Source organism: Mesorhizobium sp. BHscii (assembly GCF_053848065.1).
Genome location: NZ_JBSPKW010000005.1, coordinates 256,222 through 279,912, shown reverse-complemented (window position 1 = coordinate 279,912; position 23,691 = coordinate 256,222). Strand labels below are relative to the sequence as shown.

The window sequence follows — 23,691 nt, the reverse complement described above, 5'->3', positions numbered from 1 at the left end:
CTACACTTCGCCGCTGTAAACCGCCAAGCAGATAGCTCGGGAATTTTGGAAGCAGCTTCTTGAACGACGAAACGCCCATTCGCAGCGACAGCGCTACGCCGGCCTTTGCGCCGGCGACGCCGATGATGGAGCAGTATATCGAGATCAAGGCGGCGAACCCGGATTCGCTGCTGTTCTACCGCATGGGCGATTTCTACGAGCTGTTCTTCGACGACGCCGAGAAGGCGAGCCGGGCGCTCGGCATCGTCCTGACCAAGCGCGGCAAGCACCAGGGCCTCGACATCCCGATGTGCGGCGTGCCGGTGCATGCCGCCGACGACTACCTGCAGAAGCTGATCGGACAAGGGTTCCGCGTCGCCGTCTGCGAGCAGATCGAGGATCCGGCCGAGGCGAAGAAACGCGGCGGAAAGTCGGTGGTGCGCCGCGACGTGGTGCGGTTGGTGACGCCCGGCACCATCACCGAGGACAAGTTGCTAGCGCCGTCGGAATCGAGCTTTTTGATGGCGCTTGGCCGGGTCAAGGGCGGGGCCGAGCCAAGAGGCGGGGAGCGCGGCAGCGCGACAGGGACCCAAGGAAGTTTTGCGCTGGCCTGGATCGAGATCTCGACCGGCGCCTTCCGCGTTGCCGAGACCACCGCAGACCGGCTGCTCGCCGATGTCTTTCGCGTCGACCCGCGCGAGCTGATTGTCGCCGAGCCGGTGTTTTACGATCCCGAGCTGAAACCGGTGTTCGACGTGCTCGGCCGGGTCGCCAATCCGCAGCCGCCGAGCCTGTTCGACTCGGCATCAGCCGCCGGGCGCATCGCCCGTTTCTTCGAGGTGGCGACGCCGGACAGTTTCGGCGCGTTTTCCCGCGCCGAGCTATCGGCGATCTCAGGCGCTATCGCTTATGTCGAAAAAACGCAGAAGGCCGAGCGGCCGCCGCTGTCGCGGCCCGAGCGCGAGGAGCAGGGTTCGACGCTGTTCATCGATCCGGCGACACGCGCCAATCTGGAGCTGCTGCGCACCCTTTCCGGCAGCCGCGAGGGCTCGCTGTTCAAGGCGATCGACCGCACGGTGACCGGCGGTGGGGCGCGACTGCTCGCCGACCGGCTGATGGCGCCGCTGACCGATCCGGCAGCAATTGGTGCAAGGTTGGATTCGGTGTCGTTCTTCCGGTCGGAGACACGACTGTGCCAGGCGGTGCGGGCGAGCCTGAAGAGCGTCGCCGACATGCCTCGCGCCCTGTCGCGGCTGGCGCTCAACCGCGGCGGCCCGCGCGATCTCGGCGCGCTGCGTGCCGGGTTCGAGGCTGCCGGCACTATTGCCGAACTGTTCGGGGCGACCGCCCTTCCGCAAGAACTGGCGGCGGCGCTGGCGGCGATCGAGGCGCTGCCACGTCCGCTGGCCGAGCATCTGACGCAGGCGCTCAGTGACGAGCTGCCGCTGCTCAAGCGCGACGGCGGCTTCGTCCGCAGCGGCTACCACGTTGAGCTCGACGAAATGCGGGCACTGCGCGATGAATCGCGCAAGGTGATTGCCGGGCTGGAGCGCTCGCTGATCGAGGAAACCGGCATCCGCTCGCTGAAAATCCGGCACAACAATGTGCTTGGCTATTATATCGAAGTCACCGCCAACCACCATGCGATCATGACGAGCAGCGATGGAGCGAAGGCGCGCTTCATCCATCGTCAGACCATGGCCAATGCCATGCGCTTCACCACGACCGAACTCGCCGAGCTGGAATCGAAGATCGCCAATGCCGCCGACCGGGCGCTGGCGATCGAGCTTGCCGCCTTCGACAGGCTGACGGCGGAAGCGGTCGGCCAGGCGGACAAGATCCGCGGCGGCGCAGAAGCGCTTGCCGTGCTCGACGTGTCGGCGGCACTTGCGCTGCTTTCCGAAAGCGAAGCCTGGTGCCGGCCCGTGGTGGACGCCAGCCTCGCCTTCGCAATTTCGGGCGGACGGCATCCGGTGGTGGAACAGTCTCTGCGGCGTTCGGGCGAAGGATCGTTCGTCGCCAATGATTGCGATCTATCGCCGGAAGGCGATGCCAAGAACGGCGCGATCTGGCTGCTGACCGGCCCCAATATGGGCGGCAAATCGACCTTCCTCAGGCAGAACGCGCTGATCGCCATCCTCGCCCAGACCGGCTCCTTCGTGCCGGCGGCATCAGCCCATATCGGCGTCGTCGACCGGCTGTTTTCACGTGTCGGGGCCTCGGACGATCTGGCGCGCGGCCGCTCGACCTTCATGGTCGAGATGGTCGAAACGGCGGCGATCCTCAACCAGGCCGGCGAACGCGCGCTGGTGATCCTGGACGAGATCGGCCGCGGCACAGCTACCTTCGACGGCCTGTCGATCGCCTGGGCGGCGGTCGAGTATCTGCACGAGAAGAACCGTTGCCGGGCGATCTTCGCCACCCACTTCCACGAGATGACGGCGCTGGCCAGCAAGCTCGCTCGGCTGCACAACGTCACCATGCGGGTCAAGGAATGGGAGGGCGACGTGGTCTTCCTGCACGAGGTCGGCAAGGGTGCCGCCGACCGCTCCTACGGCGTGCAGGTGGCGCGTCTGGCCGGCTTGCCGGAAGCGGTGGTCGGGCGGGCCAGGGAAGTGCTGCACCAGCTGGAAGCGGGCGAGGTTTCGGGCAAGGCAAACCGGCTGGTCGACGATCTGCCGCTGTTTTCGGTGGCGGTGAAACGAGAGGCGCCGAAGCCGGCAAAGAGCGATGGACTGAGCGCGGCGCTAGGGGAGATCAATCCCGACGAGATGACACCGAGGGAGGCGCTGGAAGCGCTGTATCGGCTGAAGGGAATGGCGGGGAAGTAGTCAGGCTTCGTACGATAGCGCAGGGAACGCGACCCTAGCTCCTGCGCCACCTCAAATCATCTGCAGCCCGCGCTTGCGGGTCGGTGGCGGGAAGGCACGGTCGATTTCTGCGGAATCTTCCGAGGTGAGCTCGATGTCCAACGCAGCGACATTCTGGCGGACATGCTCTTGCCTGCCGGCCTTTGGGATGGCGATGACGCCGTCCTGTGCCATCAGCCAGGTCAGCGCCAACTGAGCCGCCGTGGCATTATGGCGGGCGGCGATGGCTTCGACCGTGGTATTGCGCGCCAATACGCCCTGATCGACCGGCGAATAGGCCATCAGCGGAATGCCGCGTTGCCGGCTCCAGGGCGCAAGGTCGAATTCGGGGCCGCGCTGGGACAGATTGTAGAGGATCTGGTTGGTCTGGACGCTGTCGCCGGCCGGCAGGCTGACCAGTTCCTCCATCTCATGGGTGTCGAAATTGCTGACGCCCCAGTGGCGGATCTTGCCGGCCTTTTTCAACGCGTCGAAGGCCTCGACCGTTTCCGCCAGAGGCAGGCTGCCGGGCCAGTGCAGCAGATAGAGATCGATACGGTCGGTGCGCAGATGCCTGAGGCTTCTGTCGCAGGCCGCCGGAACGCCGATGCGCGAGGCGTTGGACGGCAGCACCTTGGAGACCAGGAACACCTCGTCGCGGCGCCCGGCAATGGCATCCGCCACCACCTCCTCGGCCCCGCCGCTGGCATACATTTCGGCGGTGTCGATCAGCGTCATGCCGAGATCGAGCCCGAGCTTCAGCGCGTTGACCTCATCGGCATGGCGGCTGAAATCCTCGCCCATCTTCCACGTGCCTTGACCCAGCACGGGAAGGGCTTCGCCCGAGGGCAATGTGGTGGTTCTTATCGTTGATGGCATGGCGCGCTCCAGTCGACGCCCGATGGCAGCACACCCTTCGGGAGAAATCCACCCGGATTTCCCGCGAGCTGCCTGGTGCTACTCCACCGGATGGGCGGCCAGCCAATCCTGCATCTGCTTGATCTCGGCTTCCTGCGCCGCGATCACCGCTTCGGCCATTTTGCGCATTTCCGGATCCTTGCCATTGGCAAGCTCGACCTTGGCCATGTCGATTGCGGCCTGATGATGCGGGATCATGCCGCGGGCGAAATCGACATCGGTATTGCCGGAAGGTTCGATCGCCATCATGGCGGTGTGCATCTTGTCCATCGCCGCCTTGTACCCGTTGGTCGAGGGGCTTTGCGCGCCCATCGCGCCCACGTCGTGCGCCCCCTTGTCGTGTTTCATCTCCTGGGCTTGCGACGGAATGCTTTCGAGGAAAACGGCAAGCAGCATTCCGGCCGCCATCAGCAGCAGCACGATCTTCTTGGCCAAGGTCATTCATGATCTCCTTTTTGAACGAATTTCTATCTGGAGGCTTGGCTCAGAGTCTCAACGTCCTGAGCCGCAACGCGTTGGTGATGACCGAAACCGAGGACAGGCTCATCGCCGCTGCCGCAATCATCGGCGACAATAGCGTGCCGGTGAGCGGATAGAGCACGCCGGCGGCAACTGGCACGCCAAGCACGTTGTAGAGGAAGGCGAAGAACAGGTTCTGGCGGATGTTGCGGATCGTCGCCTGGGCGAGCGTGCGGGCCCGGACGATGCCGTTGAGATCGCCCTTGACCAGCGTGATCCCAGCGCTTTCGACCGCTACATCGGCGCCGGTGCCCATGGCGATGCCGACATCGGCGGCGGCCAGCGCCGGCGCATCGTTGACGCCGTCGCCGGCCATGGCGACGCCGGCGCCCCTGGCGCGCAATTCCTCGACCAGCTCACTCTTCTGTTCCGGCAGCAGGCCGGCACGCACCTCGTCGATGCCGAGTTTGCTGGCGATGGCTTTCGCCGTGCGTTCGTTATCGCCGGTCGCCATGATGATCTTGAGGCCGCGGTCGTGCAGCGCCTTGATCGCTTCTGATGTCGTTGCCTTGATCGGGTCGGCGACGGCGACGATGCCGGCCAGTTTCTTGCCGACGGCGACGAACATCGCGGTCTTGCCTTCGGCCTGCAGCGCTTCGGCGCTGGTCGAGATGGATGCGATATCGATGCCGAGATCGGCCATCATCGCGGCGTTGCCGAGCGCGACGTTCTTTCCCGACACCGTGCCGGAAACGCCCTTGCCGGTCACCGCCTCGAAACCGCCGACGTCGGGAATCTTTACCCCGCGTTCACGGGCGCCTTCGACGATCGCCTCGGCCAGCGGATGCTCCGAGCCTTTTTCGAGGCCGGCGGCAAATGCCAACAGATCATCCTGCGTTATGCCTTCGGCCGCGACGAGGTCGGTCAATCTCGGCCGGCCTTCGGTCAATGTGCCGGTCTTGTCGACGATCAGCGTGTCGACCGAAGCAAAGCGTTCGAGCGCCTCGGCATCCTTGATCAGCACGCCGGCATGCGCGCCGCGCCCCGTGGCGGTCATGATCGACATAGGCGTGGCAAGCCCCAGCGCGCAAGGACAGGCGATGATCAGCACCGAGACCGCAGAGACGATGGCAAAGACCAGGCTGGGTTGCGGCCCGAAGATCGCCCAGGCGATGAACGCAACAATCGCAACCACCACGACGGCCGGGACGAAATAGAAGGAGACGCGGTCGGCCAGACCCTGGATCGGCGCGCGCGAACGCTGCGCCTTGGCGACGAGCTCGACGATCCGCGCCAGCGTGGTTTCGGCGCCGATCCTCTCGGCGCGCATGATCAGCGAACCGTTCTTGTTGAGCGTGCCGCCGGTAAGGGGGTCGCCTTCGGTCTTTTCGACCGGCAGCGGCTCGCCTGACAGCATCGATTCGTCGATGGAAGAGCGGCCTTCCAGCACGATGCCGTCGACCGGCACGGCATCGCCGGGGCGGATGCGCAGGCGATCGCCGGCCTTGACCGTGTCGAGCGGCACGTCGTTTTCGGAACCGTCCTCGCCGATCAGCCGCGCGGTCTTCGGCGCGAGGTCGAGCAGCGCGCGGATCGCCGAGCCGGTCTTCTCACGGGCGCGCAACTCCAGCACCTGGCCGAGGAAAACCAGCGCCACGATGACGGCGGCCGCCTCGAAATAGACCGGCACCGTGCCCTCATGACCGCGGAACTGGTGCGGAAATATATCCGGGAACAGCGCGGCGACGACGCTGTAGAGATAGGCCGCACCAACGCCGAGCGAAATCAGCGTCCACATGTTGGGGCTGCGGTTGAGAACCGAATCCCAGCCGCGATGGAAGAAAGGGAATGCCGCCCACAGCACAACCGGGCTGGCCAGCGCCAATTCCACCCAGATCTTCGCCGAATCCTCGATGAAGGCGCTAAACGTCACGCCGAGCATTGGCGCCATGGCGAATATCAGCAATGGCACCGACAACACGGCGCTCACCCAGAACCGCCTCGTGAAGTCGACCAGTTCCGGGTTCGGCCCCTCATCGCCGGTCGGCACGCCCATCGGCTCCAGCGCCATGCCGCAGATCGGGCAGGCGCCCGGCTTGTCGCGGACGATTTCGGGATGCATCGGGCAGGTGTATTGTGTGCCTTTCGGCATCGCCTGCGGCTCTGGCTTGTCGCCAAGATACTTTGCCGGCTCCGCCTCGAATTTCCCCTTGCAGCCGGCCGAACAAAAATAGAAGCCCTGGCCTTCATGCCGGGAAAAGTGCTTCGCGGCGGCGCGGTCGACACGCATGCCGCAGACCGGGTCGGTGGCGGTAAGGTACTTTTCCGGCTCGGCCGTGAATTTTGAACGGCAGCGCTCGCTGCAGAAATGATAGAGATGGCCGCCATGCTCGGCTGTCGGCTTGCCGGCGGCCGGATCGACGGTCATGCCGCAGACCGGATCGCGAATGACGGCGTCGGCGACGGACGGAACAGCTTTTGCCGCGCAGCAGCCGCTATGGGCGTGATGGTCATGGTCGGAATGCGTCATGCGGAAATGCCCCTGTGTCTCGGTTCTGAAACGGAGGTAGTGCTTCCAGTGACTGGAAGGTCAAGGACCAATTTCTGTTTTTCTTGCCGAGGCGCGCGCCAAACCGCCGGCGGACAATCCCGCATCCAGCCGCCGCCGCATGCATCGACGACTCCGTGGAGAGCGTGTCCGTCCGCCCCATACCCAGCGCCGCGAAAACGCGCTATAGACGCCGCCAAAATGGCGAGGCCGAACGGCACTTATGGCAAGAATCTCTCTAAAGCTCGATGAACTGATCGACAGCCAAGCCTTGCGCTGCGAGATGACGGCGCTGACCGCGGCCACGGCAGGCGACGGCTCCGGCAAGGCTGCGCGCGCCGGTGTTCTCCAGCTTCTCAAGGGCAGGCTGACCGCCGGCCGCAGCATCGCCGAACGCATGCTGATGGACGACGGCAGTGGCACCGCCTGCGCCGCCCGGCTGTCGCATCTCATGGACGAGATCATCCGCGCGCTCTACGATTTCGCCGCCAGCCATGTCTATCGCGTCAAAAACCCGTCATCGGCCGAACGCATGGCCGTCGTCGCAGTCGGCGGCTATGGCCGCGGCACGCTGGCGCCGGGATCCGACATCGATCTCCTCTTCCTGCTGCCCTACAAGCAGACGCCATGGGGCGAGCAGATCGTCGAATACATGCTCTACATACTTTGGGATCTGGGGCTGAAGGTCGGCCACGCCACCCGCAACATCGACGAATGCCTGCGGCTGTCGCGCACCGACATCACCATCCGCACCTCGATCCTGGAAGCGCGTTTCCTGTGGGGCGAGCAGAAGCTCTATGACGAGCTCTTGCAGCGTTTCGACCGCGAGGTGGTGCGCACGACCGGGCCCGAATATGTGCAGGCCAAGCTTGCCGAACGCGACGAGCGCCATGCCAAGGCCGGCGAAAGCCGCTATCTGGTCGAACCCAACGTCAAGGACGGCAAAGGCGGCCTGCGCGACCTGCAGACGCTGTTCTGGATCGGCAAGTATTTCTACCGGGTGCGCACCGGCGAGGAGCTGGTCGACAAGGGCGTCTTCACCGGCACCGAATACCGGGAGTTCCAGAAGGCCGAGGATTTCCTGTGGGCGGTGCGCTGCCACATGCATTTCCTCACCGGCAAAGCCGAGGAACGGCTGCATTTCGACATCCAGCGCGAGATCGCCGAGCGGCTGGGCTACACCACACATCCAGGCCTGTCGGCGGTCGAGCGCTTCATGAAGCATTACTTCCTCGTCGCCAAGGATGTCGGGGATCTCACCCGCATCTTCTGCGCTGCACTCGAGGAAGAGCAGGCCAAGCATGTGCCGGGCTTCAACCGCATCTTCCTCACGTTCTCGCGTCGCAAGCGCAAGCTTGCCGGCACGTCCGATTTCATTATCGACAACCATCGCATCAACGTCGCCGACGACCTGGTGTTCGAGCGCGATCCGGTCAATCTCTTGAGGCTGTTCTGGTTCGCCGACAAGCACGCGCTGGAATTTCACCCCGATGCGCTGAAGCTGCTGACCCGTTCGCTCGGCCTCGTCGGCAAGGCGCTCAGGCGCGACGAGGAAGCCAACCGGCTGTTCCTCGACATATTGACGTCGGACCGCAATGCCGAACTCAATCTCAGGCGCATGAACGAGGCGGGACTGCTGGCAAAGCTGATCCCGGATTTCGGCAAGATCGTCGCCATGATGCAGTTCTCGATGTACCACCACTATACGGTGGACGAGCACCTGATCCGCTGTATCGGCGTGTTGGCCGAGATCGAGCGTGGCGACGGTGAAAAGATCCACCCGCTCGCCCACACGCTGATGCCGGGGCTGAAGAAAAGCCGCGAGGCGCTCTACGTCGCGGTGCTTTTGCACGACATCGCCAAGGGACGGCCCGAGGACCATTCCGAGGTGGGGGCCCGGATCGCGCGGCGCATCTGCCCGCATATGGGGCTGTCGGCGGCCGACACCGAAACAGTTGCCTGGCTGGTCGAGAACCACCTCGTCATGTCGATGACGGCACAGACCCGCGATCTCAACGACCGCAAGACAATCGAGGATTTCGCCGCGATCGTGCAGTCGGTCGAACGGCTGAAGCTGCTGCTCATCCTCACCGTCTGCGATATCAGAGGCGTCGGGCCGGGCGTCTGGAACGGCTGGAAAGGCCAATTGCTGCGCACGCTCTACTATGAGACCGAATTGCTGTTGACCGGGGGATTTTCGGAAGTGTCGCGCGCCGAGCGAACGGCGGCGGCACGCGAGCGGCTGGCCGAAGCGCTTGCCGATTGGTCCGAAAAAGCCCGCAAGCGCTATGTCGGCCTGCACTACGAGAACTATCTGCTGACGGTCGATCTCGCCGACCAGCTTCGCCACGCCGAATTCATCCGCGAGGCGGATGCGGCGGGCAAGAAGCTCGCCACGATGATCAAGACCCATCAGTTCGAGGCGGTGACCGAGATCACCGTGCTGGCGCAGGACCATCCCCGCCTGCTTTCGGTCATTGCCGGGGCATGTGTGGCGGCCGGCGGCAACATTGTCGACGCGCAGATCTTCACCACCGCCGATGGCCGCGCGCTGGACACCATCCTGATCTCGAGGGAATTCGACCGCGACGAGGACGAACGCCGCCGCGCCGGGCGCGTCGGCCGCCTGATCGAGGATGTGCTGTCGGGCAAGAGCTGGCTGCCGGAGATGATCGAGAAGCGCACCAAGCCGCGGCGCGGCGCCAAGGTCTTCCGCATCCCGCCGCGCGCCGAAATCCGCAACACGCTTTCGAACCGGTTCTCGGTGATCGAGGTCGAGGGGTTGGATCGGCCGGGCCTGCTGTCCGAGATCACCGGGGCGTTGTCCGACCTGTCGCTCGACATCGCGTCGGCACACATCACCACCTTCGGCGAAAAGGTCATCGATACCTTCTATGTCACCGATCTCACCGGCCAGAAGATCGACAGCCCGACGCGCATGGCCGCCATCCAAAACAGGCTGGTCGCGGTTCTCGAAGGCACCGTGCCGGAGCGCGGCGGCAAGGGCAAGGCCGCGGCCGAGTGACAACCACCATTTATTTGTCCCAATCCTGCAGGCAGTCTCCAGACGCATGAGCCTTGTCAAAAAGTTCGCGACGGTCGCTTCCGGCACGCTGATGAGCCGTGCCCTCGGCTTCGGCCGCGAGATGCTGATGGCGGCCGCACTCGGCACCGGGCCGATTGCCGACGCCTTCAACGCTGCGTTCCAGTTTCCCAATACCTTTCGCCGGCTGTTTGCCGAAGGCGCCTTCAATGCCGCCTTCGTGCCGCTGTTCGCCAAGGAAATCGAGACCCACGGCACCGATGGCGCCAAGCGCTTTTCGGAAGAGGTGTTCGGCGTGCTGTTCACGGCGCTGCTGGCGCTGACGATCGCCATGGAACTGGCGATGCCGCTGATCGTGCGCTACCTGGTGGCGCCGGGCTTTGCCGACACGCCGGGAAAGTTCGAGATGACCGTCCGGCTTGCGACCATCATGTTTCCCTACCTGATCTGCATGTCGCTCGGCGCCATGATGGCCGGCATGCTGAATTCGCTGCGCCGCTATTTCGCCGCCGCGGTGGCGCCAGTGTTCCTCAACATCATCCTGATCGGCGTGCTCGCCTATTCCTGGCACAAGGGATCGGACGCGCGCACCGTCGGCTTCGCGTTGGCCTGGGGCGTACTGGCGGCGGGGCTGGTGCAACTGGCGATCGTCTGGGTGGCGGTGCGCCATGCCGGCATCTCGATCGGTTTCCGCAGGCCAAAGATGACGCCCAATGTCAAGCGGCTGCTGATCCTGGCGCTGCCGGCGGCAATCACCGGCGGCATCACTCAGATCAACCAGCTGATCGGCACCGCGATCGCCTCGGCGCAGGACAGTGCGGTGTCGTCGCTCGCCTATGCCGACCGTATCTACCAACTGCCGCTCGGCGTCGTCGGCGTCGCCGTCGCCATCGTGCTTCTGCCCGAACTGTCGCGGGCGCTGAAGTCAGGCAATCTGATCGAAGCGGCCAATCTGCAGAACCGGTCGGTGGAGTTCACCTTGTTCCTGACCTTGCCGGCGGCGGCGGCACTGCTGGTCATGTCGGAGCCGATCGTGGGGCTGGTCTACGAACGCGGGGCATTTGCCGCCAACAACTCGACGCCAATCGTGGCGGCAATCCTGGCATTCTTCGGCTTGGGTTTGCCGGCCTTTGTGCTGATCAAGGCGTTCACGCCCGGCTATTTCGCCCGCGAAGACACGCGCACGCCGATGATCTTCGCCGCCATCTCGGTGGCGGTGAACATCACCACCGCGCTGACGCTGTTTCCGCAGATGGGCGCGCCGGGCATCGCCGTCGCCTCGGCCGTCGCCGGCTGGGTCAATGCGCTGATGCTGCTCGGCGTGCTGATCCGGCGCGGTCACTGGGGCCGCGACGTACCACTCATGAGACGCATCCCACGGCTGGTGCTGTCGGCGGCGGTGATGGGGGCGGCGCTCTATTTTGCCGAGCACTGGTTTGCCGCCCAACTGGCCTCGGGCTCACCGCTGGTCGTCAAGGCTACGACGCTTCTCGCGCTGGTTGCCGGCGGAGCGTTGCTTTATTTCGTCACCGCCTTCGCCACCGGCGGCGCCGATTTCGGCATGATCCGGCGGAATGTCAGGCGGAAAGGATCGCCGCCTGTCGGTGAGTCGAACGATAGCGGCTCTGTCGACAAGCATTAGTCTTCACAGGACAGTTGGTCATAGACCAAGCGCGGCAGCGGGGCGCGCTTGCTTGCTAAGCTCAATCCCGAACTCGGCCCGAAGCCGTGCCGCCGTTTCCAGCAGCGTCTCTCGATTGCGCCAGCGCTCAACAGCTTCACGCATGGCAATCACAATCGCCTCGGTGATGCCGACGCCTTCGACCTTGACGAAGGCTCGCGTCAACCTGTCCGTCGGCCTGTCAAGCCGAGCGACAAGCGCAACAAGCGCGATGCCTCAAACAGTATGGAACAAGCAATCTGGCCCGAAGCGATTCTCCCCGCCGTGCTAGCCGACAACCTCTTGATCCGCTCCCCGCTCTCGTCCATAAGCGCGCCGTCGAAAGACTTTCGCCGCGTGCGAAACGGCCCTCCACAAGCCAGGGAAACACCATGACTGACCCCAATCAGCCCGCCTTCAATCAGCCTGCCTTCAATCAGCCTGCCTTCAAGCCACTTGTCTTTTCCGGCGTCCAGCCGACCGGCAACCTGCATCTCGGCAACTATCTCGGCGCCATCAAGAAATTCGTCGCCCTGCAGGACACCTCCGATTGCATCTATTGCGTCGTCGACCTGCATTCGCTGACCGCGCAGCTTGTCCATGACGATCTCAAGGACCAGACACGCTCGATCACCGCGGCGTTTCTCGCCTCCGGCATCGACCCGAAGAAGCACATCGTCTTCAACCAGTCGCGGGTCATGCAACACGCCGAGCTTGCCTGGATCTTCAACTGCGTGGCCCGCATCGGCTGGATGAACCGGATGACGCAGTTCAAGGACAAGGCCGGCAAGGACCGCGAGAATGCATCGCTCGGGCTGCTTGCCTATCCGAGCCTGATGGCGGCCGACATCCTCGTCTACCGCGCCACCCACGTGCCGGTCGGCGATGACCAGAAGCAACATCTGGAGCTGACACGCGACATCGCGCAAAAATTCAACAACGACTTTTCGGACCGCATCGCCGGCCTTGGCGTCGGCGTCGAGATGAAGGTCGGCGAGGAGACGGTGAACGGTTATTTCCCGCTGACCGAGCCGATCATCGGCGGACCGGCGGCGCGCATCATGTCGCTGCGCGACGGCTCCAAGAAGATGTCGAAGTCGGACCCGTCGGATCTATCGCGCATCAATTTGACCGATGATGCCGACAGCATCTCGAAGAAGATCCGCAAGGCCAAGACTGACCCCGAGGCATTGCCAAGTGAATTGGACGGCCTTGCCGGCCGGCCGGAAGCCGAAAACCTGGTCGGCATCTATGCGGGTCTGGCCGAGATATCGAAGGAGGCGGTGCTGAAAGAGTTCGGCGGCCAGCAGTTTTCGGTGTTCAAGCCGGCGCTGGCCGACCTTGCCGTTGAAAAGCTGGCGCCGGTCGCCGGCGAGATGCGCCGCATTTCCGACGACCGCGCATATGTCGACGCGGTGCTGAGGGATGGCGGCGAACGGGCCGGCGCCTTGGCCGAGGCGACGATGAAGACGGTGCGCGACATCATCGGCCTGCTGCAAGGCTGATCTGCACCCAACATCGCTGCATCCGCCGGGTCGCTTGCGGCCGGGCTGTGGCGGTGGCAGATTGCGACCGAAACCATCGAACAGGGTGAATATGGTCTCCAAACGCCTAAGCCGCGAAGCCGGCCATCGCCGCAAATTCCTGGCGATCATCGACGACACGCCCGAATGCGAGCGGGCCGTCGCCTACGCCTCGAAGCGCGCGCAGAGCACCAGCGGCGTGCTTGTGCTGCTCTATGTGATCGAACCGGACGATTTCCAGCATTGGCTGGGTGTCGAGAAGATCATGCGCGAGGAGGCCACCGCCACCGCGCGGGCGGCGCTTGATGCGTACGCCAACAAGGTGCGCCAAAAGCTCGGCATCGAGCCGGAACTGGTGGTGCGCGAAGGCAAGCCGACGGAAGAGATCCACAAATTGATCGAGGAAGACCAGGATATCGCCATCCTCGTGCTGGCGGCCGGCGCCGGTAAAGAGGGCCCGGGGCCATTGGTCGGCGCGGTCGCCGGCAAGGGCGCCGCCTTTCCCATCCCGGTGACGGTGGTGCCGCAGAACCTGTCGGACGAAGAGATCGACAGCCTCGCCTAAGGTATGTTGATATTCAGGTGATGCCGGACTGCGAATGGCGGTTTCCTGCGCTTTCGCTGCTCACGTACCCAAAAGTACGCTCCGCTCCGGTTCTCGGAAGGCACCCAGTCTGGTCGCTTCGCGCCCGTCTTCGACTCCGACGCGGCCTGACCTGAATCTCAACACACCTTGGAGCAAAATCCCTAACCTAACGCAAAATCAAAGTGCTGAGCGTCCTTTGCGCCTCCAATTGAACGCGCGGCGCGGTAGAAGAAAATTCATGCTCTCGGGCGGCCGTTCCGGCGATGGCTTTGGCTTGAATGTCCCGCCGATAAGGCCTATTTAGAATTATTCCAAACTATCTGCCCGAATGGGCACGGAGACATCCATGTTCATCCAGACCGAATCGACGCCAAATCCGGCGACATTGAAGTTCCTGCCCGGCAAGGAAGTGCTTGTCGAAGGCACCGCCGACTTCCGCGATGCCGACAGCGCCGCTACGGCTTCGCCGCTGGCCGGCCGGCTGTTCGAGATCCCCGGCGTCACCGGCGTCTTCTTCGGCTATGATTTCATCACCGTGACCAAGGACGGGCCCGACTGGCAGCATCTGAAGCCGGCGATCCTCGGCGCCATCATGGAGCACTTCATGTCCGGCGCGCCGGTGATGGCCAAGGCAGGCCCCGCTGCCGAGACCAGCCAGACCGGTGAATTCTACGACAAGGCCGACGAGGAATTGGTCATCACCATCAAGGAACTGCTCGACACGCGGGTGCGCCCGGCCGTCGCCCAGGACGGTGGCGACATCACCTTCCGCGGCTTCGAGAACGGCACCGTGTTCCTGCACATGAAGGGCGCCTGCGCCGGCTGCCCGTCATCGACGGCGACGCTGAAGCACGGCATCCAGAACCTGCTCCGGCATTTTGTTCCCGAGGTGCAGCAGGTCGAACAGGTCTCTTAGAGACCCGGCTCAAAGAACGCCAATCCGCCTTCGCGCGATAGCCAGGGCAATCGCTTCGGGTTTGCGCTGCCAGGATCGACAACTGGTCTTTTGTCTAAAGCGATTGTTCTGGCGCGATAACAAAAAACCGGGCCAAAGTGCCCGGTTTTCTGTTCTGCGACGTCCATTTGTTGCCTAGACGGTCCGCGTATGAAAGTTTTTACAAGACTATCACTTTAGCGCCGACCGAGGTGCGGTCGTAAAGGTCGATAATGTCTTGATTCATCAGCCGAATGCAGCCCGACGACATCGCCTTGCCGATCGAGTTCCACTCCGGGCTGCCATGCAGCCGGTAGCCCGAATCGCCGCCCTTGTTGAACAGATACAGGGCGCGCGCGCCGAGTGGGTTGGTCAATCCCGGCTCCATGCCGCCGGCAAACTTGGCGAGCTCCGGCTGGCGCTTGATCATCGCCGAAGGCGGCGTCCAGGTCGGCCATTCGCGCTTCAGCGCGATACGGGCGGTGCCGCGCCATTCAAAACCCTCGCGGCCGACGCCGATCCCGTAACGCATCGCCTCGCCGCCGCCCATGACATAATAGAGAAACTTGTTCTGCGTATCGACGACGATGGTACCCGGCTTTTCATCGGTGGCGTAGCTAACGACCTGCCGGCGATACTTGAACGGCACCTTTTCGATCGGAATGCGCGGCAGTTGATAGCCCGCATCGGTCATCGGGCCATAGTTGTTGGTGAATATCTGCGAGCCGATGGTGCTGCAACCAGCAATAGCCGTCGACAGCGCAAATGCGGCGACGATCGCGAATGACTTCATGCGCATGAAAAGGTCCGATGCCCCGCCCGAAATAGAGCGGCTCGAGACGGCCGCTTTGTCGCCATCATTCATGCTGGCATTTGCTTTGGTTGCCAAGCGCGCGATGCCGATATGCAGGGGCTTACATGCCGGTAAGTCCTCAACTGTGGCTTTTCGGCAACGGCGATCGTAAGATTATGTAGGAAATTCAATGGGGCGGCCCGCCAAGCCGCCGGAAGTCAAGGAACTCATCATGAATGTCGGAGATGCCGCCCAGCGTTCCGGCCTGCCGGCCAACACCATTCGCTACTATGAGGAGATCGGCCTGATCCGGCCGCAGCGCGCCGGCAACGGCTACCGCGACTATTGCGGCGACGACATCCACCGGCTGACTTTCCTGCGCCGCGCGCGCAATCTCGGCTTTCGATCGACGACTGCCGCCAGCTGATGGCGCTCTACCGGGACCGCAGCCGCGCCAGCCATGACGTGCGCGAGATCGCCGCCGCGCATGTGACTGCAATCGAGGAGAAGGTGCGCGAGCTGCAGTCGATGCGCTCGACCTTGCAGAAGCTGATCCATGCCTGCCACGGCGACGACCGGCCGGACTGCCCGATCCTGGAGGATATTGCGGGGGCTGCGCAGGCTGGAGATAAAATCGCTTCCGCGGCGGCATGAGCGACTAGCCTCCGACACTCCGCGAGGCCGCAAAGGGGGCCCTTACGACCCCGGCGGGCGATACCGGATCGACCTTGCCTTCCCAAGCGCTTGCATCGTCTCTTCGACGCTTAGGAGGACGGTGGTCTCGTACGAGCTGAGCGCCCCGCCCGCACCGATAGCCAGCATGACAGATGCCATCGAAACGTTGTCTGGAGCCTCCCATAGATTCCAGCCATCGTGCTCTCCGAAGGCGTACCAGAATCCGTGTAGCTATCCGCCCACCGACTCGATGTAGGTGCGGGCTGCCTCGCGTCTATCCTCGGGGTTTTCGATCAAGCGCGCCCAGGTTTCGGGCGTATAGCTGAATTGCGTGAGATACATCGGCATGGTTCGTCTCCTCCCAGAGCTGCCCCCAACGAATGTAGTAAAGCGCCCGATACAGGGAGAGGCGAGTCGTTTCCGAGGCGTAGTACCGCTGGCTTAGTTGTGGGGCCGCTAATGGAGCTGCTTCACTGGCTTTCTTCAAGGAGTAAGGCCAATGGCAGCGTATCTCATTGCTGATGTAGACATAACCGATGCCGCCGTTTTCGAGGAATACCGCCGGGATGTGCCAGCAACCGAAGCGCGCTATGGGGGACGGTACATCGCTCGTGGCGGAGCCACCAAAGTGCTGGAAGGCGATTGGGAACCTCATCGCCTGGTCATTGTCGAGTTTCGGACATGGCCTCCCTCATGGCATGGTACGGCTCTCCAGAGTACAGCCGGCTCAAAGCTGTCCGTGAACGCTGTTCAAAGACGAGGATCATTGCTCTGGAGGGCGTGATCCCCGCTGGGTAAAGGCCGGGTTTGCTAACCGGATAATCGCCCAGAGAAAGGACATCCGGGCGTCGACAGGTTGACTAAGCGCTGATGGATTAGGCATAGAGGCAACAAGGTCTGAGGGCGGGACGGTGACGCATCGGTCTGCAAAACCGACGTAGTGGGTTCAATTCCCACTCAGACCTCCAGCCGCCCACTGGCGCTGATTTGTTCCGCTGTAGTCGATTGTTTCCCGTTGGGTTTGTCAGCCAGATAATCGCCTGAAGAAAACGGGTTCAAACCGTGAACAAAGTCTGGCATGGTGCTCCCATGCCAATCATCTCGCCTGTCCCTCTCAACCCCCTTATCGACGGCCGTCAGTCGGAGCGCGCCATGCTCGTGCGGCGCGGCGTGCAGCGGCTGCTCAAGGAGATGGGCGCGCATGTGCTGCCCGAACTGTCACTGGCGACCGGGCGTCGCGCCGACCTCGTCGCGCTGACCCGGCAGGGCGACATCTGGATCATCGAGATCAAATCCTCGATCGAGGATTTCAGGGTCGACCGCAAATGGCCGGACTACCGGCTGCATTCGGACCGCTTCTTCTTCGCCACGCATCCCGGCGTGCCCTCGGAGATCTTTCCCGAGGAATGCGGTTTTATCCTTTCCGACGGCTATGGCGCCGAAATCCTGCGCGATGCGCCCGAGCACCGCATGGCGGCGGCGACACGCAAGGCGCTGATGCTGAGGATCGCGCGGGCCGGTGCATCGAGGCTGCTCGCGGCGGAACTCGCCGGCGTCTCGGTGCCGGCGCTGGAGGGGGAGAGTGAGTAGGGTTTCAACGTCGGGCGCCTGTCCCTCACCGGCTCTGACTTCGCGGATGTCGCGCCCCCTCTCCGTCCCGGCTTCGCCGGGCCACCTCTCCCCCGCTTCGCAGGGGCGAGGAACCCAAGAGCTGCAAACCGTCTCTACTCTTCTTCCTCGTCCGCCCCATTCGCAGCCGGCGCCACCAGCAGCACGGCGGCGCCGAGTATCGCGGCGATGAAGGAGCCGGCAAGGATGCCGACCTTGACCGCGTCCTGCAGCTCGACATTGCTGGCGAAGGCGAGCAGGCCGATGAACAGGCTCATGGTGAAGCCGATGCCGCAGAGCAGCGAAATGCCGATCATGTGCAGCCAGCCGGCATTGACCGGCAGGTCGGCGAAGCCGAGCCGGATGGCAAGCGCGGAAGAACCGAACACGCCGACCAGCTTGCCGGCGACGAGGCCGGCGGCGACTCCCAGCGTCAGCGGCTCGACCAGGGCGGCTGCGCTCAGGCCGGCGAGCGAAACGCCGGCATTGGCGAAGCCGAAGATCGGGATGACGACGAACGGCACTATTCTGTGCAGGCCGTGCTCGAGCCGGTACAGCGGCGAATGGTCGAGATCATGCCCGATGCCCGGGGAGACTTTCGAAGGTATGGTCAGGGCCAGCGCCACGCCGGCGAGCGTGGCATGGACGCCCGATTTCAGCACCAGCACCCACAGGACGACACCGAGCAGGATGTAGGGCACCAACGTCAGCACCTTCATGCGGTTGAGCACGATCAGCAGAGCAATGACCGCGATGGCGGCGCCGAGATAGACGAGCGACAGGCCGGTCGTGTAGAACACCGCGATGATGATGACCGCGCCGAGGTCGTCGATGATGGCGAGCGCGGTGAGGAATACCTTCAGCGACCCCGGCACGCGGCTGCCGAGCAGCGACAGCACGCCGAGCGCAAACGCGATGTCGGTGGCGGTCGGGATCGCCCAGCCGGACAGAGCGGCCGGGTTGTCGCGGTTGATGGCGACATAGACAAGTGCCGGCACCAGCATGCCGCCGGCGGCGGCGATGCCGGGAAGGGCGCGCCGTGGCCAGGTCGAGAGCTGGCCATCCAGCATCTCGCGCTTGATCTCCAGGCCGACCAGCAGGAAGAACACGGCCATCAGGCCGTCATTGATCCAGTGCGATACGCTGAGCGGTCCGAGATAGGCGTGAAGGGCGTCGAAATAGGCTTCGGCCAGCGGCGAATTGGCGACGATCAGGGCCAGTGCCGCGGCTGCCATCAGGACGATGCCGCCTGCCGCCTCGCTGTCGAGGAATTCGCGAAAAATGGAGACCGGCCGTTGCTTCTGGTCCTGCATGTCGTCTCCGTCGCGTCGCCTACCCGCCGGCAGGGCCAACATCACCCGATGCGATGATGCGCAAACACCAATGGCAGGGGCAAGTCTCTACAGCGCTGCGTATCCTTTGGGGCGCGCAAAGCACGCTGTAGCACTTTGAGTTTGCGCGTGATCCCCAGCGAAAACCGATTCCGCCATTCGCCGACACGAACCTTCGGTCAGGCGTCAGCGCGGCGCGCGCTTGGCCAGTATCCGCTGCAGCGTGCGGCGATGCATATTAAGCCGGCGCGCGGTCTCGGAGACATTGCGGTCGCACATTTCGTAGACGCGCTGGATGTGCTCCCAGCGCACGCGGTCGGCCGACATCGGGTTTTCAGGCGGTGCGGCGCGTTCGCCCGCCGTGCGGGTGAGTGCGGCGAAAATGTCGTCGGCATCGGCCGGCTTCGACAGGTAGTCGATGGCCCCCAGCTTCACCGCCGTAACCGCGGTGGCGATGTTGCCGTAGCCGGTGAGGATGATGGCGCGGGCGTCGTCGCGCTTCTCGCGGATGGCGGCAACGACGTCGAGGCCGTTGCCGTCGGCGAGCCGCATGTCGACGACGGCATAGGCGGGCGGGTTGGCGCGCGCCTTGGCCACCGCCTCCTCGACGCTCTCGGCCGTCTCGACCACGAAACCCCTGGTTTCCATGGCGCGAGCAAGGCGCGTGAGGAACGGCTTGTCGTCGTCGACGATCAGCAGCGAGGTGTCCTCGCCTTCAACTATTGCGCCAATCGTTTCGTCGCCGTTCATCGTCTTCTAAATTCCTGCTGCCCGATTTTTACGCAGATATAGTTTTGGAGCGCTATTGTCCAATTCAAGCCGTGTCAAACATGGTGGCCGAAGCCGATTCAGGGTTGAGGAAGACGCTGCGCGGCCACGATATCTGCACGATGGCGCCCTCGCCCGGTTCGTTTGAATTGCGGAAATCGAGCGTGGCCCCCGAGCGTTCAAGCAAGGTCTTGGCGATGAAAAGCCCCAGACCCAGGCCGCCGCCGGCCTCGGTGCCCTGGCGCGTCGACATATAGGGCTCGCCGATGCGGTCGATGATTTCGGGAGGGAAACCCGGCCCGTCGTCGGTGATCGAGAAGGTGACGGCGGCCTCGTTCCAGCTCCAGCGCACGGTGACGCTCTTACGGGCAAAGTCGACGGCATTCTCGACCAGATTGCCGAGGCCGTAGATGACGCCGGGATTGCGCCGCCCGACCGGTTCGGGGCCGATGCGCTCGCCAGGGCGAAGCTTGATCGAGATGCCGAAATCGCGGTGCGGGGCCGTCATCTCCTCGACCAGCGAAGTTAGCGGCATGCGGGAGAGATGCGCCTCGGCCTCCGAAGACAGGCTGGTCAGGCGCTTGAGGATTTCGCGGCAACGCTCACTCTGCGAGCGCAGCAGCGTCACGTCCTCGCCGTATTTTGGATCGTTGCGGAGCGCCTTCTCCATCTCCTTGGCGACAAGCGTGATGGTGGCAAGCGGCGTGCCCAGCTCATGCGCGGCGGCGGCGGCAAGGCCGTCCAGTGCCGACAAATGCTGCTCGCGCTGCAGCACCAGCTCGGTGGCGGCAAGCGCGTTGGCGAGCAGCCGGGCTTCCTCGGCCACGCGGAAGGCATAGATCGCGGTGAAGGCGATCGAGGAAAACACCGCCATCCACATGCCGGCGACATAAATGAACGGCATCTCCAGCGGCGCGCCCTCGTACCAGGGCAGCGGCAGATGGAAGAACACCAGCAGGCTCGCCGCCACCATCACCAGCGCGCCGAGGATGGCGGTCAGGCGCAGCGGCAGCGACGTCGCCGAGATGACCACGGGCACGGTGACCAGCACTGAAAACGGATTGGTGAGGCCGCCCGTCAGGTAGAGCAGGCCGGCAAGCTGCAGGCTGTCGATGGTCAGGATGGCGAAAGCCGGCAGCGGGGTCAGCCGATGCGCCGCCGGATAGCGGAAGGTCAGCAACAGGTTCATCCAGGCAGAACAGGCGATCAGCGCGAAGCAGGGACTGACGGGCAGCGGGAACTTCAGCCCATAGGCAACGACGATAACCGCCAGGCTCTGGCCCACGATGGCAAGCCAGCGCAGCCTGATCAGCGTGTTAAGGCGCAGCCGCTGGCTTTGCTGGAAGTCGGGCGCCCGCAGGATGTTTATCATGGCCAAGGATTTATAGCCGGAAATGGGTAAAGGCTAGGTCCCCCGCGGTTTGGCGCGGCTGGTGGCTGTGGCGAGAAGCGGGTTCTCCGGCCAGACGTGCTTTGGGTAACGACCACGCATGTCGGCCCGCACATCGGCCCAGGAGCCGCGCCAGAAACCGGGCAGGTCGCGGGTCGTCTGGATCGGCCGGTGCGCCGGCGATAAAAGCTCGAGCGTCAGCGGCACGGTGCCACTGGCGATCGCGGGATGGCGGTCGAGACCGAACAACTCCTGGACGCGGATCGCCAGCACCGGCCATTCGCCATCATAGCGGATCGGCACGCGGCTGCCGGACGGAGCGTCGAAATGGGTCGGCGCCAGTGCCTCGATCCTGCGCTGGAGATCGTGCGGCACCAATGCCATAAGGCCGGCCGAAAGCACGCCCGGATCGATCGCCGCAAAGGACGCCGCGCCGGAGAGATACGGCAGCAGCCAGTCGTCGAGGCTATCGTCGAGCGCGGCGTCGGAAACATCGGGCCAGGGCGGGCCGAGGCCGCGATGCAGCCAGCCGAGCCGTTGACGCAGCGTTTCAGCCTCCTTACCCCACGGCAAAAGCGACAGCCCGTGTTGGCGCAAGCCGTCGAGGATGGCGCGATCCGCCTCAGTGCCGGCCGGCGGCGGCAGCATACGTTCGGACACCGTGATGGCGCCAAGGCGAACGGTTTCGCGCGCGCGCACCGCGCGCCTGTCGCGGTCGAAGCTGGTTTCACGGCTTGTCTCGATTTTTTGCGCAAGCGTAGCGCGAATGTCGGTCTCATTTATCGCCGCTGCTGCCGTGATGCGGGCGTTCTGCGCCTTGCCCTGCAGATCGGCGACGACGAGCCAGGCCGCGCCCGCCAGCGGGTCGGCGGCGTCGAGCATGGCGCCCGAACCGTTGGCCAGCACGAAACGGCCGCGCTCGCCGCGCGCCTTGGCGACGCGATCCGGCCAGGCATGGATGAGGAGCGCGCCGGCCCTACGCTCCCCCTCGAGGGGAGGGTCGATCCGCGAAGCGGAGCGGGGTGGGGGATCGGGCACGCCATCGGCGATACCACCCCGTCTCCCTCGCTTCGCTGCGCTCGGCTCGCTCGCCAGCCCTCCCCTCGAGGGGGAGGCGGAGGCCTGTTTCGCCAATCGCTCGGCGAGCTGCCGCGCGGCGGTGGCGCGCGGCGATCTTTCGGATCGGAACCGCATCAGCCGCCGTTCGAGGTCGGCGCCATCGCCGCCAAGGCCACGCTCGGTGAGCAGCACGGCGAGCATGGCCGCTTCGAACGCCTGGCCGGTCTTTGCCGCGTCGGCGACCATGTGGGCCAGCCGCACCGGCAGCGCCAGCCTGCGCATCGCAGCACCCGATTCCGTCAGGCGCCCTGCCTCGTCGATGGCGTCGAGCGCACGAAGCAGCGACCTTGCCTCGTTGAGTGCTGGGGCCGGCGGCGGATCGAGGAACGAAAGGCTCACCGGGTCGACGACACCGAAGGCGGCGCAATCGAGCATCAACCCCGACAGATCGGCTTCGAGGATTTCCGGCGGGGTGAAGGCGGGAAGCGCCGCCGTCTGCTCTGCCCGCCACAGCCGGATGGCGACGCCCGGCTGCGTGCGCCCGGCGCGGCCGGCGCGCTGGTCGGCCGAGGCTTTGCTGACCCGCACCGTCTCCAGCCGCGTCAGGCCGCTGGCCGGTTCGTAGCGCGGCAGGCGCGACAGGCCGGAATCGATGACGACGCGCACGCCGTCGATGGTGATCGAGGTCTCGGCGATCGAGGTCGCCAGCACCACCTTGCGGCGGCCGGACGGCGCCGGCTTGATCGCGGCGTCCTGCGCCTTGTTGTCGAGCATGCCGTAGAGCGGCACGATATCGGTGTCGGCACTGACGCGGCCTTGCAGCCGCTCGGCGGTGCGCTCGATCTCGCGCTGGCCGGGCAGGAAAGCGAGCACGCTGCCGCTCTCATCGGCAAGGGCCGTGCGGATCGCCTTGGCCATGGCGTCTTCGATGGCGATGCCGGCCGGCCGCTCGTCGTAGCGGATGTCGACGGGAAAGGCGCGGCCTTCGCTCTCGATCACCGGGGCGCCGGAAAGCAGCCGCGAGACTCGCCCGCCGTCAAGCGTCGCCGACATGACCAGCAATCGCAGCTCGGGCCTCAGCGCACCTTGCACGTCGAGCGCCAGCGCCAGCCCGAAATCGCCGTCGAGCGAACGCTCATGGAACTCGTCGAAGAATACCGCCGAGACACCGGGCAACTCCGGATCGTCGAGGATCATCCGCGACAGCACGCCTTCTGTCACGACGAGGATTTTGGTCCTCGCAGAAGTGCGGTTTTCCATGCGCATGGCGTAGCCGACTGTTTCGCCGGGTTCCTCGCCGAGCAGTTCGGCCATGCGGCGGGCGGCAGCGCGGGCAGCGAGCCGGCGCGGCTCGAGCAGAATGATCTTTCCCGTGCCGAGCCATGGCGCGTCGAGCAGCGCCAGCGGCACCAGCGTCGTCTTGCCGGCGCCGGGCGGCGCCACCAGCACGGCGCTGTTGCCTTGGCCGAGCGCTTCGCTGAGCGCCGGCAGCACGGCGGAGACCGGAAGCTCCGGCAAGGGTTTTCTGGTCATTGTTCCAAGGATGCATCCATCCAATTGCGGCGGAT

At 64.5% G+C, this 23,691-nt stretch carries 16 protein-coding genes, 1 tRNA gene and 3 pseudogenes; 10 read left to right on the top strand and 10 right to left on the bottom strand.

The window, feature by feature from the left end:
• Window positions 1-59 precede the first annotated feature (59 nt).
• Window positions 60-2,810: a DNA mismatch repair protein MutS gene (gene mutS / locus ACWTU7_RS10485; RefSeq protein WP_455839899.1), complete on the top strand. Its 2,751-nt coding sequence runs from the start codon at window positions 60-62 to the stop codon at window positions 2,808-2,810.
• Between the two features lie 51 nt (window positions 2,811-2,861).
• Here mutS and ACWTU7_RS10480 read toward each other — a convergent pair whose 3' ends face one another.
• From ACWTU7_RS10480 to ACWTU7_RS10470, 3 genes are all read right to left on the bottom strand, one after another.
• Window positions 2,862-3,707, bottom strand: coding sequence for an aldo/keto reductase (locus ACWTU7_RS10480; RefSeq protein WP_455839898.1), 846 nt, complete (start codon window positions 3,705-3,707; stop codon window positions 2,862-2,864).
• Between the two features lie 78 nt (window positions 3,708-3,785).
• Window positions 3,786-4,187, bottom strand: coding sequence for a CopM family metallochaperone (gene copM / locus ACWTU7_RS10475; protein WP_455839897.1), 402 nt, complete (start codon window positions 4,185-4,187; stop codon window positions 3,786-3,788).
• 43 nt (window positions 4,188-4,230) lie between these two features.
• A complete protein-coding gene (locus ACWTU7_RS10470; RefSeq protein ID WP_455839896.1) occupies window positions 4,231-6,735 on the bottom strand; it encodes a heavy metal translocating P-type ATPase in 2,505 nt (834 codons plus the stop codon).
• Between the two features lie 241 nt (window positions 6,736-6,976).
• Here ACWTU7_RS10470 and ACWTU7_RS10465 point away from each other — a divergent pair, with 241 nt between their 5' ends.
• Both ACWTU7_RS10465 and murJ read left to right on the top strand, forming a co-directional pair.
• Window positions 6,977-9,778, top strand: coding sequence for a [protein-PII] uridylyltransferase (locus ACWTU7_RS10465; RefSeq protein WP_455839895.1), 2,802 nt, complete (start codon window positions 6,977-6,979; stop codon window positions 9,776-9,778).
• A 46-nt stretch (window positions 9,779-9,824) separates the two neighbouring features.
• Window positions 9,825-11,438, top strand: a complete 1,614-nt coding sequence (gene murJ / locus ACWTU7_RS10460) for a murein biosynthesis integral membrane protein MurJ (RefSeq protein WP_455839894.1) — start codon at window positions 9,825-9,827, stop codon at window positions 11,436-11,438.
• An 18-nt stretch (window positions 11,439-11,456) separates the two neighbouring features.
• Here the strand turns inward: murJ and ACWTU7_RS10455 are convergent, their stop codons facing one another.
• Window positions 11,457-11,642, bottom strand: coding sequence for a type II toxin-antitoxin system VapB family antitoxin (locus tag ACWTU7_RS10455; RefSeq protein WP_455839893.1), 186 nt, complete (start codon window positions 11,640-11,642; stop codon window positions 11,457-11,459).
• A gap of 206 nt (window positions 11,643-11,848) precedes the next feature.
• Here ACWTU7_RS10455 and trpS point away from each other — a divergent pair, with 206 nt between their 5' ends.
• From trpS to ACWTU7_RS10440, 3 genes are all read left to right on the top strand, one after another.
• Window positions 11,849-12,961 (top strand): tryptophan--tRNA ligase, encoded by a 1,113-nt coding sequence (gene trpS / locus ACWTU7_RS10450; protein WP_455839892.1) that lies wholly within the window; start codon window positions 11,849-11,851, stop codon window positions 12,959-12,961.
• A 91-nt stretch (window positions 12,962-13,052) separates the two neighbouring features.
• A complete protein-coding gene (locus tag ACWTU7_RS10445) occupies window positions 13,053-13,544 on the top strand; it encodes a universal stress protein (RefSeq protein ID WP_029347740.1) in 492 nt (163 codons plus the stop codon).
• A gap of 367 nt (window positions 13,545-13,911) precedes the next feature.
• On the top strand, window positions 13,912-14,481 hold the full coding sequence (locus tag ACWTU7_RS10440; RefSeq protein WP_029347737.1) for a NifU family protein: 570 nt from the start codon (window positions 13,912-13,914) through the stop codon (window positions 14,479-14,481).
• A 199-nt stretch (window positions 14,482-14,680) separates the two neighbouring features.
• Here ACWTU7_RS10440 and ACWTU7_RS10435 read toward each other — a convergent pair whose 3' ends face one another.
• Window positions 14,681-15,298 carry a L,D-transpeptidase gene (locus ACWTU7_RS10435; RefSeq protein ID WP_455839891.1) on the bottom strand — a complete coding sequence of 206 codons (618 nt, stop codon included), beginning with the start codon at window positions 15,296-15,298 and terminating at the stop codon, window positions 14,681-14,683.
• A gap of 226 nt (window positions 15,299-15,524) precedes the next feature.
• Here ACWTU7_RS10435 and cueR point away from each other — a divergent pair.
• Window positions 15,525-15,946 (top strand): annotated as a pseudogene (gene cueR, locus ACWTU7_RS10430) (Cu(I)-responsive transcriptional regulator).
• A 42-nt stretch (window positions 15,947-15,988) separates the two neighbouring features.
• Here the strand turns inward: cueR and ACWTU7_RS10425 are convergent.
• Window positions 15,989-16,315, bottom strand: a pseudogene (locus ACWTU7_RS10425) (GYD domain-containing protein).
• A 151-nt stretch (window positions 16,316-16,466) separates the two neighbouring features.
• On the opposite strand from ACWTU7_RS10425, the pseudogene ACWTU7_RS10420 reads away from it, so the two are divergent.
• From ACWTU7_RS10420 to ACWTU7_RS10410, 3 genes and pseudogenes are all read left to right on the top strand, one after another.
• Window positions 16,467-16,765: pseudogene (locus ACWTU7_RS10420) on the top strand (DUF1330 domain-containing protein).
• 96 nt (window positions 16,766-16,861) lie between these two features.
• Window positions 16,862-16,935, top strand: a tRNA-Cys gene (locus ACWTU7_RS10415).
• Window positions 16,936-17,056: 121 nt separating this feature from the next.
• A complete protein-coding gene (locus ACWTU7_RS10410) occupies window positions 17,057-17,557 on the top strand; it encodes an MmcB family DNA repair protein (RefSeq protein WP_029347732.1) in 501 nt (166 codons plus the stop codon).
• 134 nt (window positions 17,558-17,691) lie between these two features.
• On the opposite strand, the gene nhaA is transcribed toward ACWTU7_RS10410, so the two are convergent.
• The 4 genes from nhaA to hrpB form a co-directional block, all read right to left on the bottom strand.
• On the bottom strand, window positions 17,692-18,888 hold the full coding sequence (nhaA, locus tag ACWTU7_RS10405) for a Na+/H+ antiporter NhaA (protein WP_455839890.1): 1,197 nt from the start codon (window positions 18,886-18,888) through the stop codon (window positions 17,692-17,694).
• Window positions 18,889-19,092: 204 nt separating this feature from the next.
• Window positions 19,093-19,656, bottom strand: coding sequence for an ActR/PrrA/RegA family redox response regulator transcription factor (locus ACWTU7_RS10400; protein WP_455839889.1), 564 nt, complete (start codon window positions 19,654-19,656; stop codon window positions 19,093-19,095).
• Between the two features lie 64 nt (window positions 19,657-19,720).
• A complete protein-coding gene (locus ACWTU7_RS10395) occupies window positions 19,721-21,046 on the bottom strand; it encodes an ActS/PrrB/RegB family redox-sensitive histidine kinase (protein ID WP_455839951.1) in 1,326 nt (441 codons plus the stop codon).
• Window positions 21,047-21,079: 33 nt separating this feature from the next.
• On the bottom strand, window positions 21,080-23,656 hold the full coding sequence (gene hrpB / locus ACWTU7_RS10390; protein WP_455839888.1) for an ATP-dependent helicase HrpB: 2,577 nt from the start codon (window positions 23,654-23,656) through the stop codon (window positions 21,080-21,082).
• Between the last annotated feature and the right edge of the window lie 35 nt (window positions 23,657-23,691).

Bases quoted from the DNA above. Each gene is read 5' to 3' on its own strand.
- ACWTU7_RS10395 (WP_455839951.1), bottom strand. From the start codon at position 21,046: ATGATAAACATCCTGCGGGCGCCCGACTTCCAGCAAAGCCAGCGGCTG.
- nhaA (WP_455839890.1), bottom strand. From the start codon at position 18,888: ATGCAGGACCAGAAGCAACGGCCGGTCTCCATTTTTCGCGAATTCCTC.
- copM (WP_455839897.1), bottom strand. From the start codon at position 4,187: ATGACCTTGGCCAAGAAGATCGTGCTGCTGCTGATGGCGGCCGGAATG.
- ACWTU7_RS10480 (WP_455839898.1), bottom strand. From the start codon at position 3,707: ATGCCATCAACGATAAGAACCACCACATTGCCCTCGGGCGAAGCCCTT.
- ACWTU7_RS10400 (WP_455839889.1), bottom strand. From the start codon at position 19,656: ATGAACGGCGACGAAACGATTGGCGCAATAGTTGAAGGCGAGGACACC.
- ACWTU7_RS10410 (WP_029347732.1), top strand. From the start codon at position 17,057: ATGCCAATCATCTCGCCTGTCCCTCTCAACCCCCTTATCGACGGCCGT.
- ACWTU7_RS10465 (WP_455839895.1), top strand. From the start codon at position 6,977: ATGGCAAGAATCTCTCTAAAGCTCGATGAACTGATCGACAGCCAAGCC.
- trpS (WP_455839892.1), top strand. From the start codon at position 11,849: ATGACTGACCCCAATCAGCCCGCCTTCAATCAGCCTGCCTTCAATCAG.
- ACWTU7_RS10435 (WP_455839891.1), bottom strand. From the start codon at position 15,298: ATGCGCATGAAGTCATTCGCGATCGTCGCCGCATTTGCGCTGTCGACG.
- hrpB (WP_455839888.1), bottom strand. From the start codon at position 23,656: ATGACCAGAAAACCCTTGCCGGAGCTTCCGGTCTCCGCCGTGCTGCCG.
- ACWTU7_RS10445 (WP_029347740.1), top strand. From the start codon at position 13,053: ATGGTCTCCAAACGCCTAAGCCGCGAAGCCGGCCATCGCCGCAAATTC.
- ACWTU7_RS10470 (WP_455839896.1), bottom strand. From the start codon at position 6,735: ATGACGCATTCCGACCATGACCATCACGCCCATAGCGGCTGCTGCGCG.
- ACWTU7_RS10440 (WP_029347737.1), top strand. From the start codon at position 13,912: ATGTTCATCCAGACCGAATCGACGCCAAATCCGGCGACATTGAAGTTC.
- murJ (WP_455839894.1), top strand. From the start codon at position 9,825: ATGAGCCTTGTCAAAAAGTTCGCGACGGTCGCTTCCGGCACGCTGATG.